Source organism: Clostridium nitrophenolicum, assembly GCF_055391695.1.
The window spans coordinates 2,759,761-2,777,518 of the sequence record NZ_AP042469.1 but is presented as its reverse complement, the minus strand read 5'-3'; the positions used below and the strand labels follow the sequence as shown (position 1 = coordinate 2,777,518).

18 protein-coding genes are annotated in these 17,758 nt (G+C 29.0%); 6 read left to right on the top strand and 12 right to left on the bottom strand.

What is annotated here, in order from left to right; translation table 11 throughout:
* Positions 1-218 precede the first annotated feature (218 nt).
* Positions 219-2,510 (bottom strand): RNA polymerase recycling motor HelD, encoded by a 2,292-nt coding sequence (helD, locus tag ACZ5N4_RS13120; protein WP_464210593.1) that lies wholly within the window; start codon positions 2,508-2,510, stop codon positions 219-221.
* A 380-nt stretch (positions 2,511-2,890) separates the two neighbouring features.
* Here helD and ACZ5N4_RS13115 point away from each other — a divergent pair, with 380 nt between their 5' ends.
* A complete protein-coding gene (locus ACZ5N4_RS13115; protein WP_246517027.1) occupies positions 2,891-3,094 on the top strand; it encodes a hypothetical protein in 204 nt (67 codons plus the stop codon).
* A 70-nt stretch (positions 3,095-3,164) separates the two neighbouring features.
* Here ACZ5N4_RS13115 and def read toward each other — a convergent pair whose 3' ends face one another.
* The 10 genes from def to ACZ5N4_RS13065 form a co-directional block, all read right to left on the bottom strand.
* Positions 3,165-3,638, bottom strand: coding sequence for a peptide deformylase (def, locus tag ACZ5N4_RS13110; RefSeq protein WP_464210590.1), 474 nt, complete (start codon positions 3,636-3,638; stop codon positions 3,165-3,167).
* A 151-nt stretch (positions 3,639-3,789) separates the two neighbouring features.
* Positions 3,790-4,476 (bottom strand): TVP38/TMEM64 family protein, encoded by a 687-nt coding sequence (locus ACZ5N4_RS13105; RefSeq protein WP_464210589.1) that lies wholly within the window; start codon positions 4,474-4,476, stop codon positions 3,790-3,792.
* 263 nt (positions 4,477-4,739) lie between these two features.
* Positions 4,740-6,449, bottom strand: coding sequence for a B12-binding domain-containing radical SAM protein (locus ACZ5N4_RS13100; RefSeq protein ID WP_464210588.1), 1,710 nt, complete (start codon positions 6,447-6,449; stop codon positions 4,740-4,742).
* Positions 6,450-6,630: 181 nt separating this feature from the next.
* Positions 6,631-7,188: a class I SAM-dependent methyltransferase gene (locus tag ACZ5N4_RS13095; RefSeq protein ID WP_464210929.1), complete on the bottom strand. Its 558-nt coding sequence runs from the start codon at positions 7,186-7,188 to the stop codon at positions 6,631-6,633.
* A 119-nt stretch (positions 7,189-7,307) separates the two neighbouring features.
* Positions 7,308-8,024 (bottom strand): zinc dependent phospholipase C family protein, encoded by a 717-nt coding sequence (locus ACZ5N4_RS13090; RefSeq protein WP_464210586.1) that lies wholly within the window; start codon positions 8,022-8,024, stop codon positions 7,308-7,310.
* Between the two features lie 42 nt (positions 8,025-8,066).
* Positions 8,067-9,377 carry a PQQ-dependent sugar dehydrogenase family protein gene (locus ACZ5N4_RS13085; RefSeq protein WP_464210584.1) on the bottom strand — a complete coding sequence of 437 codons (1,311 nt, stop codon included), beginning with the start codon at positions 9,375-9,377 and terminating at the stop codon, positions 8,067-8,069.
* 168 nt (positions 9,378-9,545) lie between these two features.
* Positions 9,546-9,800, bottom strand: coding sequence for a hypothetical protein (locus tag ACZ5N4_RS13080; RefSeq protein WP_464210582.1), 255 nt, complete (start codon positions 9,798-9,800; stop codon positions 9,546-9,548).
* A gap of 176 nt (positions 9,801-9,976) precedes the next feature.
* Positions 9,977-10,621, bottom strand: coding sequence for a peroxiredoxin (locus ACZ5N4_RS13075; protein ID WP_464210580.1), 645 nt, complete (start codon positions 10,619-10,621; stop codon positions 9,977-9,979).
* Between the two features lie 230 nt (positions 10,622-10,851).
* On the bottom strand, positions 10,852-12,111 hold the full coding sequence (nagZ, locus tag ACZ5N4_RS13070; protein WP_464210578.1) for a beta-N-acetylhexosaminidase: 1,260 nt from the start codon (positions 12,109-12,111) through the stop codon (positions 10,852-10,854).
* A gap of 450 nt (positions 12,112-12,561) precedes the next feature.
* Positions 12,562-13,200 carry a DUF2238 domain-containing protein gene (locus ACZ5N4_RS13065; protein ID WP_464210577.1) on the bottom strand — a complete coding sequence of 213 codons (639 nt, stop codon included), beginning with the start codon at positions 13,198-13,200 and terminating at the stop codon, positions 12,562-12,564.
* Positions 13,201-13,852: 652 nt separating this feature from the next.
* On the opposite strand from ACZ5N4_RS13065, the gene ACZ5N4_RS13060 reads away from it, so the two are divergent.
* Positions 13,853-14,584, top strand: a complete 732-nt coding sequence (locus ACZ5N4_RS13060) for a DUF3298 and DUF4163 domain-containing protein (RefSeq protein WP_464210575.1) — start codon at positions 13,853-13,855, stop codon at positions 14,582-14,584.
* Positions 14,585-14,615: 31 nt separating this feature from the next.
* Here the strand turns inward: ACZ5N4_RS13060 and ACZ5N4_RS13055 are convergent, their stop codons facing one another.
* Entirely contained in the window at positions 14,616-15,251 is a 636-nt protein-coding gene (locus tag ACZ5N4_RS13055) for a tRNA-uridine aminocarboxypropyltransferase (protein ID WP_464210574.1), read from the bottom strand.
* 247 nt (positions 15,252-15,498) lie between these two features.
* Here ACZ5N4_RS13055 and ACZ5N4_RS13050 point away from each other — a divergent pair, with 247 nt between their 5' ends.
* The 4 genes from ACZ5N4_RS13050 (at position 15,499) to ACZ5N4_RS13035 (ending at position 17,681) form a co-directional block, all read left to right on the top strand.
* A complete protein-coding gene (locus ACZ5N4_RS13050; RefSeq protein ID WP_464210572.1) occupies positions 15,499-16,179 on the top strand; it encodes a YetF domain-containing protein in 681 nt (226 codons plus the stop codon).
* Positions 16,180-16,235: 56 nt separating this feature from the next.
* Positions 16,236-16,388, top strand: coding sequence for a hypothetical protein (locus tag ACZ5N4_RS13045; RefSeq protein ID WP_464210571.1), 153 nt, complete (start codon positions 16,236-16,238; stop codon positions 16,386-16,388).
* Positions 16,389-16,581: 193 nt separating this feature from the next.
* On the top strand, positions 16,582-17,133 hold the full coding sequence (locus ACZ5N4_RS13040; RefSeq protein ID WP_464210570.1) for a hypothetical protein: 552 nt from the start codon (positions 16,582-16,584) through the stop codon (positions 17,131-17,133).
* Positions 17,134-17,297: 164 nt separating this feature from the next.
* On the top strand, positions 17,298-17,681 hold the full coding sequence (locus tag ACZ5N4_RS13035; protein WP_464210568.1) for a hypothetical protein: 384 nt from the start codon (positions 17,298-17,300) through the stop codon (positions 17,679-17,681).
* Positions 17,682-17,758: the final 77 nt, after the last annotated feature.

Below are 17,758 nucleotides of genomic sequence, written 5' to 3'. Positions count from 1 at the left end.
GTCTGTCTCTGATAGAAGACCATAAGTAATATGAACTAATTTATAATTACTATATTCTTTATTTACAAGTTCTTCTAATAAGATTATACTTCAAATAGCATTTAAGCTGTAGAATAAATTAAGATTTAAATCTTAATTTGTCCTGCAGCTCTTTAAACTATTGACTTCTCTATTAAATTAGTATGAAAAAATATCTTTGAATAAACAATCTGCCTATATTACTCTATTAGTTTTGACTTTTTACCATTGTAAAATACGTATTCTAAGTGAAGAGCTCTCGTTAAAGCTACATATAATATCTTTTTATCTAATTCCTTATTACTATAATTCTCTTCATTGCAATTATATAGTATACTGCAGTCAAATTCTAATCCTTTAGTCATATAAGATGGTATTATTATTTTCTTAAGCTTTAAGTTTTTATCTGTATCTTTAATTAAATCCCAGTTAAATTTGCTATATTTCTTCATATGCTCCTTAATCTTCTTGCACTCTTCATAAGTTCTGCCTATGATTGCAACGCTGTTTTTATTAATATTTTCTACTTCCTTAACTATCTCATCTATCTTTTCGCAAAATTCTTTGTTAGTTTTAAATTCTATAACCTCTGGGACCTTACCATGCCTCAATACAGGTATTGCAGGTTTGATTTTGTTTTTTTGTTTTGAAAGCACTTTATTTGCAAACTCCATTATTTCTACAGTTGATCGATAACTTTGTGTAAGCTGAACGTATGCAGCTTCAGCATTGAAGACTTCATTTGTAAGCTTTTCCCAATTTTCAATACCTTTATAGTAATAAATTCCTTGACCTACATCTCCAACAATAGTTAAAGAATTATTCTCCGCTAGTTCTTTTAGTACAGTAATTTGAAAAATGCTGTAATCTTGAGCTTCGTCAATAACTATATGCTTATATTTAAATTTTTTTGGGACACCTTCTATTTTAATTTTTAGGTACAGCATAGCAGCTAAATCATCGCTATCAATTATGCCTTTTTCATAATTGCTGTTTAGTTCCTCTCTCATGTTATGCGCTAAAGCTTCAGGTATTTTCCCAGCTGTTACTTCTTTAAAGATATCTTCATCATTAAAAAAACTTATATATATTTTTCTTGTATCTACTTGTTTCCACTCGTCAAAATAATCATCAAAGTCTTTTTTTGATTTTACTTTTATTTCCTCTTTTTTATTATCTCTCTCATCATATAATTTGATAAGTTTCTTTCGTCTATCTGCACTGTCTTCCATGGTTCTTTTTACTCTAGATATTTGGTACTCATATGAGAAATCGATTTTATCAAGAATAGCCTTTATTTTTTCATCTATTTTTAAGTTAAAATATCTCTTTATTTCATCTTTTCTCTTGTTCAATGACAAATGTACCATATCTTTTGCATAAAGTCTCTGTATTTCTTCCTTTTCAAATAGAGTATAGTGTTCAACTTTTATATCTTCTATTTCTAAATCCTTCGCTTCCATATATCCTATATATCTATCTATCAGGCCTTTAAAGTCAATGGTACCTCTTAATTTACTACTGCTTATAATAAGTTCAGAATCATCATCGTCTTTCCCTTCAAGTATTTCTGAGAGCTTTTTATCTTTAGAATATACTTTGCTTTTTACCCCTAACACATCAAGGGCAATCCCTTCGAAAGTATTCTGCTTTACGTTATCCACCCCAAGGTCAGGCAGCACATCAGATATGTAATCTAGAAATAACTTATTTGGCGCTATGACTAGTATATCATCACCACTAAGTTTCTCCTTATACTTATATAATAAATATGCTAGTCGATGCAGTGCTACTGTAGTTTTTCCTGAGCCTGCGGAACCTTGAACTATAAGTGCATTATTTTTTTCAGCTCTTATAATATCATTTTGCTCCTTCTGTATTGTAGCTACAACATCTTTCAATTTGCTGCTTACACTTTGTTCTAAATTTATTCTCAGATACTCATCTATTAATGCATTTCCTTCTTCGTTGGAGGACTTTAAAATTATTTCATTTATCCCTTCATCAAAGGCATCTATGAGTTCACAATTCTTTACAAGAAACTTTCTTTTAAGACTGAGGTCCCCACTTATTACTCCCATAGGTGCTCTATAAAAGGATTCTCCAAAGGTACCACTATAATATAGATCTGCTATAGGAGATCTCCAATCTATTACCTTCTCTTCTCCATTTTCTAAGTCTCCTAGGCCAAACTTTCCTATATAAAAAGTCTCTTTTTCCCGTCTATATTCCCTAAAATCTATCCTTCCAAAGTAAGGTTGATTTTGTGATTCGTGATATTTTTGAAGATTTTTATGGGTTATTGCATAAAGTTTTTCTTTAGTTTCTAGCTCCTCGCTATATTTACCTTTTGATTCTTTTCTTAAATCATCTATTTTACTTTTTAATTGTTTATCATCCTGCTGAATTTTTTCAATTTCCTCATCAATCCACTTTCTAGTTCCTTTAAGGGCTTTTCTTTCTAGCTCCATTTGTTCACAATTTAAAGACACAATACAATCCCTCCAATCTTGTATCAAAATCTTATTGTATAATTAAGTTAAAAATATGTCAATTCTGCCAAATGACCTGCGATTTTATTTTAAATAAATAAGGCATGATTATCCTATATTATGATAACCATACCTCACACATTTAAAATATACTCATCTATCTTTTGAATAATTTACATTTTATCCAAACCGTATGTTACTCCATATATAGTTTTTTATATTGACAAAGTATAGCATATATACTAAAATTCAGTTATACCCCTAATAGGTATGGAGGTGTTTTTATGATTACAATTGAAGAAAAAGCTCTTGAATATGCAAAACAAAAGGAAGGAAGTATTGTAGTTAAACTTATTTCTACTTCTGGCGGATGATGCGAAATGCCAATTAAAAGCCTCTGGATTGAGGTTCTGAAAGGTTTTGAGCCTACTGAAAATTACAATTGCTATGAGTATGAAGGCATAAAGGTATTCATAGAAAAAGGACTTATATTAGAAGAAGATATATTAATTTACAGAAAGCTAAAGCTTCCATTTGCAGGAACAATACTTGGTTCTAAAGGTATTTCCGTTAAATATCTCTAGACTGAGAATAAAAAAATTATATATAGAATTGCAAGGCCGAAAGTTAACTTTCGGCCTTTTAATCCTATAATTATTCTTCTGCTTCCTCGATTTTGTACACTTTCTTACATTTGTCTGTATATATAATTCCGTCTAAATGATCAATTTCATGACAGAAGGCCCTTGCTAGGAATCCATCAGCAGTATATTCCACTTCTTCTCCCTTTATCGTTACTCCTGTAACTATTACTCTTCTTGGTCTTACTACTGGCCCCTCATATCCTGGATAACTTAAGCAGCCCTCTATATCCTCTATTCTTCCTATTTTCTTAACTATTTTAGGATTTAATAGTATTATAGGCTCACTTCCATCTCTAAGATCTATCAGTATAGCTCTCTTTAATACTCCTATCTGAGGCGCAGCTAGTCCAACACCGTCGGTACTATATAAAGTATCTTTTAAATCTTGTACAAGATTTAATACCTCTTCATCTATTTTTTCAACTTTTCTACTTACCCTTGTTAAGGTTTTATTTCCAAATTGTATTATTTCTCTAACTGCCATAAATGTTTCTTAAAACCTGTTTATTATCTATAACGCTAAATTATTTTGCAATACAGGTTTTAAAACTACCTCCTTTTAAACTATATTTACCCATTAATTATACATTCATTTTATTTATTCATCAAGCACAACAGCATAGTAATGCTAGAACTCATATATTTTTCTTATCATCCCACATTTTTTTAATTAGAACAATTAATGCACTAAGAGCGAATAGCATTAAAAGACCAATTACAAAAGTTTTCACTGTACCTGTTAGCATACCACCTATATAAGAGTAAACAATAGTAGCTGGCAATTGTCCAATACCAGTAGCTATAAAGAATGACCCAAAGCTCATAGATGTCAATCCTGCAGCATAACTAACTATATCAAAGGATATAAATGGTAGTAATCTAGCAATTAAAACTGCATATTTACCATATCTTTCAAAAAACTCATCAACTTTTTCTAAAGCCGTTTTACTTGTAAGCTTTTCTACTACATCTCTTCCTAGAAGTCTTGCAATGTAATAGCATAATGCAGCTCCAGCCATAGCACTAGACCACGATAGTATTGCTCCCTTAACCCATCCAAAAAGCCCTGCATTAGCAAAAGTTATAATAAATGCTGGAAGTGGTGCAACTACTGATTGTAGTATCATTAATAAAAAAGAAACTGCTGGAGCCCATATACCAAAACTAAGAATGTATTCCCTAGCTGCATTAACATCCACAGTTTTTAATACATTAATTGCTTGATTTACATTAACTCTGACAAAGGGTATGAAAAAATACAAACATATAATAGCCAAAATAGAAATAATCTTTCCTTTAATACCTTTAAAAATATTTTTCATTTCAACCTCTTAATATTTCTCACTTGGTTAATTTAACAATTCGACATTTTAAAGTATAAAAATAACATTTTTCAACACAATTATATTTGCATTCATTCAAATAGTCAAATTATGTTTAATAATAATAAAAGTGCCTATTATAAAATTTTATAATAGGCATAAGTTGTATTTATTAAATTCTAATATAATAATTTAATCTTTACTTAAACTCTTCCTTACATGCTCATAGGTGCACCTAAAAAGTAATAAAACATATTAAAATACTATATTTTAGTTATCTGCTTAAATTCATTATTATTTTCCGGATCAAATATCACATAACATTCGATTTCTCTTAACTCACCGGATTTTATAAACAACTCTACATCAATGAAAAACTTTTCGGCATGATAATTATCTGATGCTTTAATTTCTCCATTTTTAATTAATTCCTTAATTTTTCGCTCTTCTTCCTTACTTCTTTGTCTCTTTAGAAATTCAGGTATCCATTTCTTTTTATTAAATTTAAGATAATCATATTTTATTATTTCTTTTAAATTGTCAGTGTTCCCATAGAACTTTTCCTCATTGAACTCAATGAATACCTTATAATAATCTGCAGATGATATATTCCTATTTAAATATCCCCTGCTATGAAGAAATTCTCCTAATGCTTTATAAAAATCAAAAGGATTTGTAAATTTAGGCATAAAATATTTTAATATATTGCTAAACTTACCAGAGTTATAATATTTGTCTACCACTTCTTCAACTTTTTTTAAAATAAGCAGTTCTTCATAGCTTATATCCTTTGTGCTTAAAATTTCATAAGGTGGATAAGGTGAATATACCATTCCCCATTTTTTAGCCTCAGCTCTCATGTCTGATCCTTTTAGAAGCTTTAAAAATCCAAGCTGAATTTCTTCGGGATTGATAGAATAAACATCATTAAAGGACTTTTTAAAAGAATAAAAATCCTCCCCTGGAAGCCCTGCGATTAAGTCAAGGTGTTGCATTATATTTCTGATTTTTTCTAATTCCTCAACCTTTTCTCTTATATCTTCGAAATTAACATATCTATTTATATTTCTAAGAACTTCATTATTTGTAGTCTGAACTCCTACCTCAAACTGAATTCTTCCCTTTGGTGCTGTAGCCAAAAGCTTTATTTGCTCGCCTGTTAGTATATCTGCTGAAATTTCGAAATGAAAAGTCGCCTCTGTGTCTAAGCTTATTAAAAACTCCCATATTTCAGTGGCAAATTTAGCATTGCAATTAAAAGTTCTATCAACAAATTTAATGAGCTTAGCTCCCTTATCTACTAAGAATTTCAGTTCCTTTTTTACCCTATCTATATTCAAAAATCTAACATTATGTATTGTTGAAGATAAACAGTATTTACACTTAAATGGACAACCACGAGAAGATTCAAAATATACTATTCTATTTTCAAGATTATCCTCTAGTGTATATGGGAAAACTATTTTTCTCATATCCATTAGAGGTCTTTCACCATTAAATTGCACCTGTTCATCTATTTTAAAACTTAACCCTTTTATGGTTTTCAATTTATTATTTGCTTCTTCTTCAGATATTCTATTTTCTCTTTTCCAAAGCAGCCAGTTTATGAATTCATAATATGTTTCTTCACCTTCTCCGCATATTACATATTCACCAGGGTTCTCACTTAAAAAGCTTTCACTATCGTAAGAAACCTCAGGTCCTCCATAGAATATTTCGATTTTAGGGTTTACTAGTTTCACTAATCTTGCCAGTGCCTTAACCATTTCTATATTCCATATATAACAAGAAAAAGCCAGTACATCAGGATGTTCTGCTATAATTTCTTCCAATAATTTTTCTAGCCTATCATTTACAGTAAATTCTTTTATAACACACTCATAATTTAAGTCTTTTGTATAGGCTTTCAAATACCTTACCGCTAAATTACTATGAATAAATTTTGAATCAAGCGCTGTTAATACTACTTTCATTCTTGCACTTCCTTTCGATTTCCTTCCTTGCTTGCTAGAAATACTATTGTTCCTTAAGCACTTTATATAGTATACATTATTAAAAGCCTTTAAATCAATTATTTTAGACATCTGAAAGAAAATAATAAGTCAAAGATGCTAGCCTATTTTCTTGAAGCTGCCTTGAAGTGCATTTTTAGAATTAAGCGCTATTAACACTACTCTCATCTTTCACCTCAATACTTTCCTGTGAGATTTTATCACTATCCTTCTTTTTTAGTTGGACTTTTTTCTTTGCCTTTATATAATATATACCATCGGAAGATTTAGAATCTAATATATCAAAGTAACCTTCTAATAACTTAATTGTATTTTCTTTTGAAGTATTCTTAAATATATTTAACTCTTTTACATTTATTTGTCTCATCCTACTTTCAGGTATAACAATCTTTAAACGCCCATTAAACAGCTTTCCATAACCTTTATCAATATCCCATATATATAATATTCCATCTTTATTTAAATATCTATATATATCAGCTATGAAGCCCTTCTTTCTTTTTTTAAACCATATACTGCTGAAAGAAAAGAAGAGTATACAGCTATCGTAAAAATCTTCACTTATCTTTTCTTTCTCTTCTTTTCCACTAAGATACTCTACATTCACATCATCATTATATTGTTTATATATATTATAAAATATACCATGGTTTTCTAGACCAATATCTAGTATATTCCCTCTAAATGTCTCTCTCTCCATATTTATAAATATGTCTTTTTTCAATACGTACCACCTACCTTTATTATTAATACTTTTGTTTAAAATAGTATAGATATATAAATATATATTTTCTTCACAAAAAAAGAAATTCCTCCATTTTAAGGAAGAATTTCTTTATTTTTTAATTCATTATAATATCTAACCATGAAGCCGGCAGTAGTACGCTGAGCTTCTTTTAATATGATTGTTGCTATTTTACCATACTTTTCATCTCGAGATTCAACAGGTATATTTTTCATATAGGTGCTGTTTGCCATAATAGCATTGTTTCTTATGAAATCTTCTATAGTATCATAAATTACAGCTCCTTCTTTAGCTATAAAGGAATAATCGGTAAGAAGTCTACTTATAATCCATAGTTCAAACTTTCTATGACTTTTTAAAAGTTTATTATTTACGTGTTGCGGCACTGTGGCATCTTGAACCAGATGACAGGAGGCTCCAAAATAGAATAACCCTCTATTCAAATCTCCTGTATTCATATACGCCATAGATTTATTATAATAGTTTCTACATTCTGTTAAAGCATCCGAAAAGCCGTATAACCCTTTTCCCTTACTTACATGATAAAAATGATTGGAGCTTTTAAAATCCTGATCAGCCCAGGCTACACCAGTATTCAAGGCATTTATATGCTGCTTAAAGAAGTCATACTCCTTTTCATACCCATCATTTTTAAGTATTTCAACAGCCTGCATTATTATAAACTTGTGAACAGTGCAATGAGTTTTTAATATTTTCTTTTTTAGAGGATTTACTGCGAAAAATATTCCTCTTAATGTTTTTCCATAGGTATGTTCTAATCTTCTGCTCATTTTTACATCTATCTCCTCGTAAATTTTACTTTATAATTCTATTTAGTTCGAACTTTTTATTAGTTTTAAAGCAGCTATTATTCCAACTACAGCTATACATAAAAGATATGCATAAAACTCCTTACTTATATTCAAACCCTTGTTAACTATTCCTTTTTCTATACTATATAAATAACCAGAACTTCCGTCAAGAACCATTAAACTCTTTCCTGAAAACTTTAAGCTTGAAATTTTAGTACTTTCGTTAAATTTCACTTCTTCTTTTACAGATCCTGATCCATTAAATCCATATAATTCATTATTTAACTTATCGTAAAAATATATACAATTTTTTTCTCCTAGTACACCAGCGCAATCTACAGCAACAGAGTTTATAGAACTTAAATTTTTATGTTGATATATAGGTGCTGGGGGATTTGTTGTCGGATGATTTTCAAGTATAAATTGGAGGCCATTTACCCCTCCTCTAAATCTAGGCGAGGTTACAGGATCTCCTCCACTGTAGTCCGGCCATCCATACCACACACCCTTTTTTATTTCATACAGATAGTCACAATCGCCTTTAATTGGTCTAGAACCTCTATTTTCTATTCCTCCTACTGCTGCTATTAGTTTTCCTTCATTTGTGAAATCCATTCCTGTTATGTTTCTTATACCCCAAGCGAAGGTCTCGCTATTTCCTGTTTTTAAATTATATATTATAACTGAAGCATTTCCTGGAAAGTGTTCAGGTATTATCTGTCCCTTTATACTTTTTGTTCTGTAACTTTGAAATGCACCTGTTTTATCTTTGCCGAAATCTAACCCTTTTAATGTTATATCTTTAGGAGTTATATCATGAATATAAGGAGCATCTTTTATCCATTTGTTGTCTTCTCCTACTACACCTGAATTAGTTACAGCACCTATCGTTATATACATATAATCTCCCTTAATTTTTATCAAACTATTCCTATAATCTCCGTAGTTTGGAAGATCTTTCATTGCTTCTGTCAAGTTTTTACTTGATAAATCATAACAATATAGTTTTGTATCTGATGAAAAATATAGCTTATTATCAAAATACTCTATGCTAGATATATTAAAATTAGGTTTTTTTAAAACATCGTAGCTTTGTCCACTATTTTTAATAAGTTGAATATTGTCCCTATAAGCTATGTAATAATTTCCATTTTGATCCATAGTAAAATCTACGGCATCCTTTAATCCTTTATATCTAGTTTTATAATTTAAGCTTTCATTCTTAACAATTATGTTTTGGTTTATTGGTTGGTTATAATAATATTTTTTAAGCAAAAGAACTGCTAAGAAAACAATGGCACAGGGTATAAGTACATTTAAAAACTTTTTCATACTGCATCTCCTTAATTACAATTTCTTTATGATATATATATTTTAGAAATTTGTTGTATATGTATATTATAAGTACAGTATTTTAAAAATTTGAAAATAAGATAAAAAAGCAAGAGTTTATATTTATCCTCTTGCTTCTTATCTCTCTGTATTACCAAAGAAAAATTACTATTCATTTGACTGTTGATAACTCTTATTGTTATATCCCCAACACTTATCACATTTCAAGCAAACTACAGAAGAATAGGCATTACAGTGCCCATAGCCAGTTTTTTTACGGGCTTTTTTTCCTTTTGCTATTCTTGAAATCCAACTTTGCTTCTCTTGTTCTTCATCTTTCCCATTATTTAGAAATAGTTTATTAGACTCCATATTATAAACACCTTTCTTTCCGTTAGACTTCAAAACCTCACTTAAATCCACTTCTATTGTATCTTAATTAAAAAGATTAATAAAGTAAATTAATCACGTTTTTATAGCAATTTCTTAAAAATTTTTAATCTATTTAATTATTTAATTACAACATTACCCAGGTAATATTTTACTATTAATGTTTTATGGATATGCATCTTAAGTCTTTGATTTAACGATAAATATCACTAATACTTGCCAATATGATCCCATCCAACTTCTATTCCAGAGTCTCCAGGCTTCCATCCACTCTGTACTCCTAGGTTAGTCTTTTGATTATATTGAAGACCTTCCAAAAGTCTTAGTAATTCATCAATATTTCTCCCTACTGAATCTGGATATACTAAATAACTTTTTATTGCACCCTCCGTATCTATTACAAATGTAGCTCTATAAGCATAACCACCATTTTCATCAAAAACTCCATATTTTTTAGATATTTCAAAGTTTCTATCAGATAACAATGGATAGTTTATTTTATTTGCCGAAGGTGAGGTTTGAATAAACATCTTATGAGAAAGAATACTATCTGTACTTACAGCCAAAACTTCTGAGTTTAAATTTATAAACTTATCATGTTTTTCAGCAACTGCCGCCAATTCAGTAGGTCATACAAAAGAAAAATTTGAGCTGTAAAAGAATAGTATTACCCATTTTCCTTTATAATTAGATAGTGCTACTTTGCTATTTTGATTATTTACTACGCCTTCTAATGTAAAATCCAAGGCAAAATCATTTAGATTAAAATATCCTCCATATTTATTCCATGCAGGATGAAATGGATTTATTCTCTCCTCAGGAGATCCTAATGTTATGGAATAGTTGTCTGCCATTTAACTTCACTCCTTTTATCTTTTAGGAATTTTTATTTTATAATAAGATAATATTATTTATTATACAGCTATCTATTCAATGTCTACTGTGTTATTATTTGTATCTTAAACTAATATTATTTGAACTTTTTATAGTAAATTAAAAGGTAACTGCTAGCTTATATATAATTGCTAGTAGTTACCTTTTAAACTTGGTAAATTACTGATTAAGCATAAATTATTATGTTTAACTAGTAATTGTTTAAAACCCCATTAATTTTCTCATTTATTTTATCAACATCTATAGAATTTATAGCTTTATCCTTTAATTCATATTTCTGTTTTAGTTTTAATATTCTATATACACTCTCATCAATTCTCTCTTTTGTAATAACCCCATTTTCTACTGCATTCTTTAAGGCACTTACAACCATGACTTCATTCTCATGGTTATGGGACACCAAAATTATATCGCTTCCTGCCTCCACAGACTTCACCGATGCTTCTCCTATATTATAATTTTTAACTATAGCACCCATTGCCATATCATCTGTAATTACTACACCATTAAAGTTTAACTGCTTCCTTAATATATCGGTAATTACGGCTTTTGAAAATGAAGCAGGATTTGTAGAATCTATTTTAGATAATAAAATATGTGCTACCATCACTGCATCTGCTTTACTTTTTATTGCCTCGTCAAATGGAATAAACTCAAAGTTTCTAAGTCTATTTAAATCATGAGTCACTGTAGGTAACTCTATATGAGAATCTACTGATGTGTCTCCATGTCCTGGAAAATGTTTTACCACTGATATAACATTTCCTGATTGAAGACCTTTCATTGTTTCGACCCCTAACTTACTTACGATCTTCGATGTGGAACCAAATGATCTATCTCCTATTACTGAGTTGTTAGGATTACTACTTACATCTAGTACTGGAGCAAAATTCATGTTAAATCCAAAAGATTTAAGTTCTTCTGCCATTACATTTCCTATATTATAGGATAGATTACTATTATTAATCTGACCAACTTCTCTATTAGTCGGATACCTCTTTAATTCTCGCGGCATCCTATCTACTCTTCCACCTTCTTCATCAACAGATACAAATATAGGTATTTTATTTTTCAAATTAGCTGCTTTAAGAGCATTTACAAGATTCAACAATTGATTTGTACTTTGGACATTTTGTCCTAGTATAATAAATCCACCAACTTTATATTCCTCAATCATTTTTCTTGAATCGTTGTCTAAAGTATATCCATCTACTCCAACCATCAACATCTGGCCAATTTTTTCATCCAAAGTCATTTCTTTAATTTGTTCTTTTAATGGGTCTACTTCTTTATTTGTATCTTTAGATTGTTCTTTTTGTTTTGGGAGTATTCTATCTAAAATAGTATTCCTATTGCCATTTTGAGTTATAGTATAATTCATTAGCATGTATACTGATAAAAATGATGCAGCAAATAATAGAATCATATAGGATATAAACTTTTTATACATTCATTTTCCCCCAGTGCTGAATTCATAGTTCAATAGATGTTTCGAAGCATTGATTTATAAACATATTTTATTACCATGTTTTCCCAAAGTCAATAGTTTTATTACTCAATATCGTACTGAGATTTATAAATATAAGCTACAACATTGTAGCAATTAGCAAAGCATAACACAATATGTCATATGGATCATATTTAACGATCTTTATAATGAATTAATAGTTGAAAAGTTGTATTATTATAAATATATGTTATTTAAATATTCTACATCAAATTCCTAAACCCTTTTTTATATTTCTAGCACTAAAACCATATTAAGGTATTAATTTATATTATAGGAAAAGGTTATGTTTCAAATATGAAAACATAACCTTTTCCTATAAAAATAATAGAACATTACTTAATTTGTGATTAACAATGATTTTCAATACTTAATTGATAATAGAGTTTTTTACTAATGGTGTTTTTCTAGTCTACTTATGTACCTATCATGAATTTTATAAAAATTAGATATAGAGATTATAGAACCTATTAGCCCCCAAAACATATCCCACTGAGTATCCCATATATCCCCTTGAAATCCTAAAAAATCATTAGCCCTTTCTCCTGCTATCATAGCTATTCCCCATTCTGTCAATTCATAAAAAGCACTTGTTGATAGACAAATACAAACAACTAAAATAGATACTATTATGCCTTTCTTAAGCTTCAACTTTCGTATTAATAATTCCCTTATAATAAAGGCATATATAAAGCCTTGAATAAAGTGTGCAAACCTATCATAATAGTTTCTTTTTAGTCCATATGCTTTCTTTAACCAGTTAAATATTGGCACATCGCCATAAGTATAATGGGCTCCAATCAGTATTAAGGTTATTTGAATTAAAATAAGTATATAAACAAAGGTTGTAAATCGAAACTTTTTGTAAGTAAATATTAATATTGAAACTCCTATAGCTATTGGGAAAGCCTCTAAAATCCATATAAGATAACTTTTAGGCTTAACAACGGATATAATTAGTGCTACAAAAAATACTATTAATAATATAACGTGTATTTTATTCACTTTATTATTTTCTTTATAACTATTCATAACTTTTCCACTCCAAATCTATATTATTCTGTATAGCTTCTCATATTAAGTCTTTATAATATATAGTGTAAACAAATACTGAAAATATATATCAAATATAATTTAAAATAATATGTTTTATAACATATATTACCAATATTTTTTATCGTAACCTTATCGATCCTTGCCAAAGCAATTGATAGCCCCACTAACGCTTAGAGCAGCACTTAGGACAACCATTAAATCTAAATTTAATAAGCAGTTAAGTATACGGAATACTTAACTGCTTATTATTCTAAAAACGCAACTTTTTAAAGATGCTAACATACTCTAATAAGTATAGGGAAACTAACTAGAAAGTTAACTTTCAGCCTAGTACACCTATGGATATCAAATTTCGATAATTGACTTAATCAAGGTATTCATAGCGGTACATCTGGCAGTACATTTAATGATTTTATGTTAGCTCTTGGCGAAGCTGCTTTAGAACCTCAACAATTTTAAATACTGTTTGAGCACAGCGAGTTTATTTAAGATTGTTGAGGTTCTTAGCAGCAAGCCCTAGAGATAACTAAAATTATTAACAGTACAGAAGAGGTACTCCTATGAATACCGCTAATAAGTCAAGCACCCAAATTAGATATCTATATAGAGTATAGAGGAGGTATATATTATGCTATGCCCTTTTAAATCACATTATACACTTTGTCCATTTCAAGAGTATAGTTCTTACTATGTAAAAAATCGTAATGTATCTAATAGAAATGCTCTAACAGTAAGTACTAAAAATATATCCAGTGAAACTAGCAAAATACACGAGTCACTGCAGATACCTGTATTTCAAGGACAAATTAATCCTAGAGTTCTTCAGCACATAAATGACAATATAAAAAGCGATATATTAGAATTTAAAAGTCAGATGGAAACTGCCGCAAATGAATACAGCAAAAATTTGATAAAGCAAGGCAAACCTTTTACCCCTTTTGAGATTTCAAATACTTATTTAGTAACTTATAATAAAAATAATATTTTAAGTATATCAATAATTTATCAGCAGTATATTGGCGGAAGGAATAGTTATATTAGAACAACCTATAACTATGATCTTAGCTCTGGTGAATCCATGCCTCTTAGAAGTCTGTTTAAACAAGGTGTAGACTACAGAGATACACTAAATAAACTAATCACTCAAAAGATTAATGAAAATAAACAACTATATCCGTCAATCTCTAGCAAACAATTTAAGGGAATTGCAGAAGATCAGCCATATTACTTAGATAATAACAATTTGGTTATATTTTTTAGATTTCATGAAATTGCTCCAGCAGCATCGGAAATACCAGTAATACGGATCCCATTTTCTGAATTAAGCAATATATTGAAACCACAACTTTTGAGGGGGTAGAAAACTCCCTCCTCTTAAAAAATTTTCCGATTTATTCTTTTAACTTATGTCCACTTATACCTGCTTTAAAGCTTCTTAAAAATAATTTATATAAATCTTTAACTTCCAAAGAATTTTCGGTTTCTCCATTTAATCTAAGCACTTCTATAGCGGTTTCTACTGTACATAAATTCCCTTTGACAGCTCCTTTTCTTATATCAAACTCTGATTTATAATTTAACTCTAATGATATTATAGGCAGTTCTTTTAAATAGTCACTTTTTCTAAATATTTTTCTGGCCTCTTTCCATGTTCCATCTATAATAATAAAAGCAGGAATTTTATCAGTATCAAGATATTCTATTTTTCTTTTCTTTGATTCCTCATCTTCTGCTGGAAATAATAAAAAAGTTGAATATCTATCATCCTTTATGTATTCAATCAATTTTTCTGGCTTTTTTGTTCTCTCCCAAAGGAAAATTTCAGTGGAATCTGAATTAATTAACTTCAATAGTCTTGCGGTATTCGATGGCCTATAAAACTCCCTTTCTGTTGATAAAATTAAAATTTTTGATTGAGACTTTATCTTATTTACTTTATTACATATACAATTTATTGTTGGAAGACCACACTTATCACAGCTGTCATACAATTTTGTTACTCTCTTTACTTCATATTCTAACTTCAATTATAGTTCCTCCTGCGAACATAAATAACTTATAACCTACATGTTACCATTAAGAAATCTAAAAATATAGCCTTTATATTAAAAACAAATGTATATTTTGAATTATTTGAGTATGATTATGAAAACATCATACTAATGAAAGAATTAAATTTAAGTTTCTAGCAGATAATAGGGACATAAATAGCATTTATGCTTTGTAAATTACATATATCTTACGAACAGAATACATCTTTGGAGGTGACATTCCTTGTTTGAACCTTTTCAAATAATTTTGAGAGTATTTTTAGCCCTAATAATGCTTTTAGGCTCTACTAGATTTTTAAATAAAAGAACTTTGTCTAAACTAACATATTTTGATTATGTTGCTGCTGTTACTCTTGGAACAGTAGCAGGTAACCTAGCTTTTAACTTAAAGGTACATATTTTAAATTTTATTCTTTGTATGATGCTTATACCACTAATAGTAATGGCTATATCTTATTTATCTTTTAAATACAAGTGTATCCGTAAAATTTTTGCTGGCGAATCAACGATTTTAATTAAAAATGGAAAGATTTTAGAAAGTAACTTAGCTAGTTTGAATTTCTCTTATGAATATTTAAGTCAGCAATTGAGACAAGAAAAGATCTTTGACATAAATCAGGTTGAATTAGCTATTCTTGAACCTAGTGGTAAGTTGAGTGTTCAATTAAAATCACAAAACCGCCCACTGACTCCTCAAGATCTTAATATGCCAACTAAATATGAAGGGTCAGCAATTGAACTAGTTTTAGATGGTAAAATTATAGAAAAAAATCTGATGTATCTTAATAAAAGTGAAAATTGGCTCTACAGCGAACTAAATAAAAAAGGAATTAGAAATATAAATAAAGTGGCTTTTGCTGCACTATCTACCAATGGCAAGATATATTATGAAAATATTTCATAGAATTAATTGTTTAGTTTAGCCAAAAATATAGTTACAGACGAAAGGAGGGTTTTATAATGGACAAAAAACTTAAAACTGACACTGATAATCAATGGACTTCATTACCCGAAAATTCTCTTGAAGAATCAAACTCTACAAATAAAAAAGATAAAACTGCTACCGATAACCAATGGACTTCAGCTGCTAAAAATACCATTGATGAGAAATAATACTACTTATATAAAAAGCTTACATAAAGAGAATAAAAGCGTTGATGTATTTTATTATTTTATACATCAACGCTTATTATTTTTATGTTACGGTGTAGCTAATAAAATTATAATACATATTATATTATTAATAAAACTCCTTTAATAATAACCTATTACATTGCAATATATTAGTTTAGGTAGGGGTATTTTTATGAAAAGAGGAGTATCTTTATTTGAATCAATGTTTTTCTTTATTTTTTATGGAACATTGACATCAATAATTTTGATTAACTTAGTAAGTGAAGAAGCTTTTGTTGCATGTTTAATCTTAATTGCTATAGCTGTGACAAGTATCTATATCTATATTATTGCCTTTAGCTGGAGAGACTTACCAAAGAGTTGTATGTATAATCCAACAGGTTTTATTGAAATACATGTAGAAAATTCATGTGCTGGCAGCCGCAATAAATTTATGAAATTATGTTTAGATGCTCTGCTTTATGGAGTTAATAACAAGAAAAATATCATGATTGATACTTGGTTAATAAGAGAAAACCACATTAAGGAACTATTTGGTTGTGCCGCTGAAATATATAAACCCTCTATTATTCAAAACTTTATAAATTGTATTTTTAAGTTTATATATAAAAATAAATTTAACAGAAAATGCTATCGCTGTATTATATATATGAATAGACTGACTCCAGAACAAAGTTCTCATATATTAAATCGTCTTATTAAGCTCCAATTAAAAATGAAATGAATCATATTAAAAAGGCTGATATTTCAGCCTTTTTAATATGATATAACGTATATTAATTGTCATAATTAGACATAAATGCCTATTTTGAAGAATATATAAATTTACAATATTACTATAATGTTATATCATTATATTGTAAATATCGTCGAATAAGGAGATTAAACATGGAAAATTGTTTAAGTACTACGAAAACCTTTTATAAAGATATAGAAGAATATAAAAATGACATTGATAATGTTATACAAAACATGATTTATAATAAAGAAAGATTAGTATTTGCTATTGTTGCAGAAAAGTCAGGTGTAACTCGCTTTGTCATAAGACAGTACCCTGAATTAAGAAATTATATATTGCATAAAATGGTACATTATAAAGAAATACACGTTATAAATCAAAAAATAGATAGAGCTGTTGCTGGCCTGTTAAGATCAAATAAAAATATAACCTTTATGGCAATAGTTAATAAGTGTAAGTTCAATTCTGACATTATTTATAGAAATCAGTACATAAAGGATAAAATTAAAAGTGTAATTGCTGATAATATATAGAGTTACTAGGCGGTCAGTTAGTTTCTCTATAGAGCTATAAGGCGGTAAGTTTGTTTTCCTATATTTAAACAAAGGTA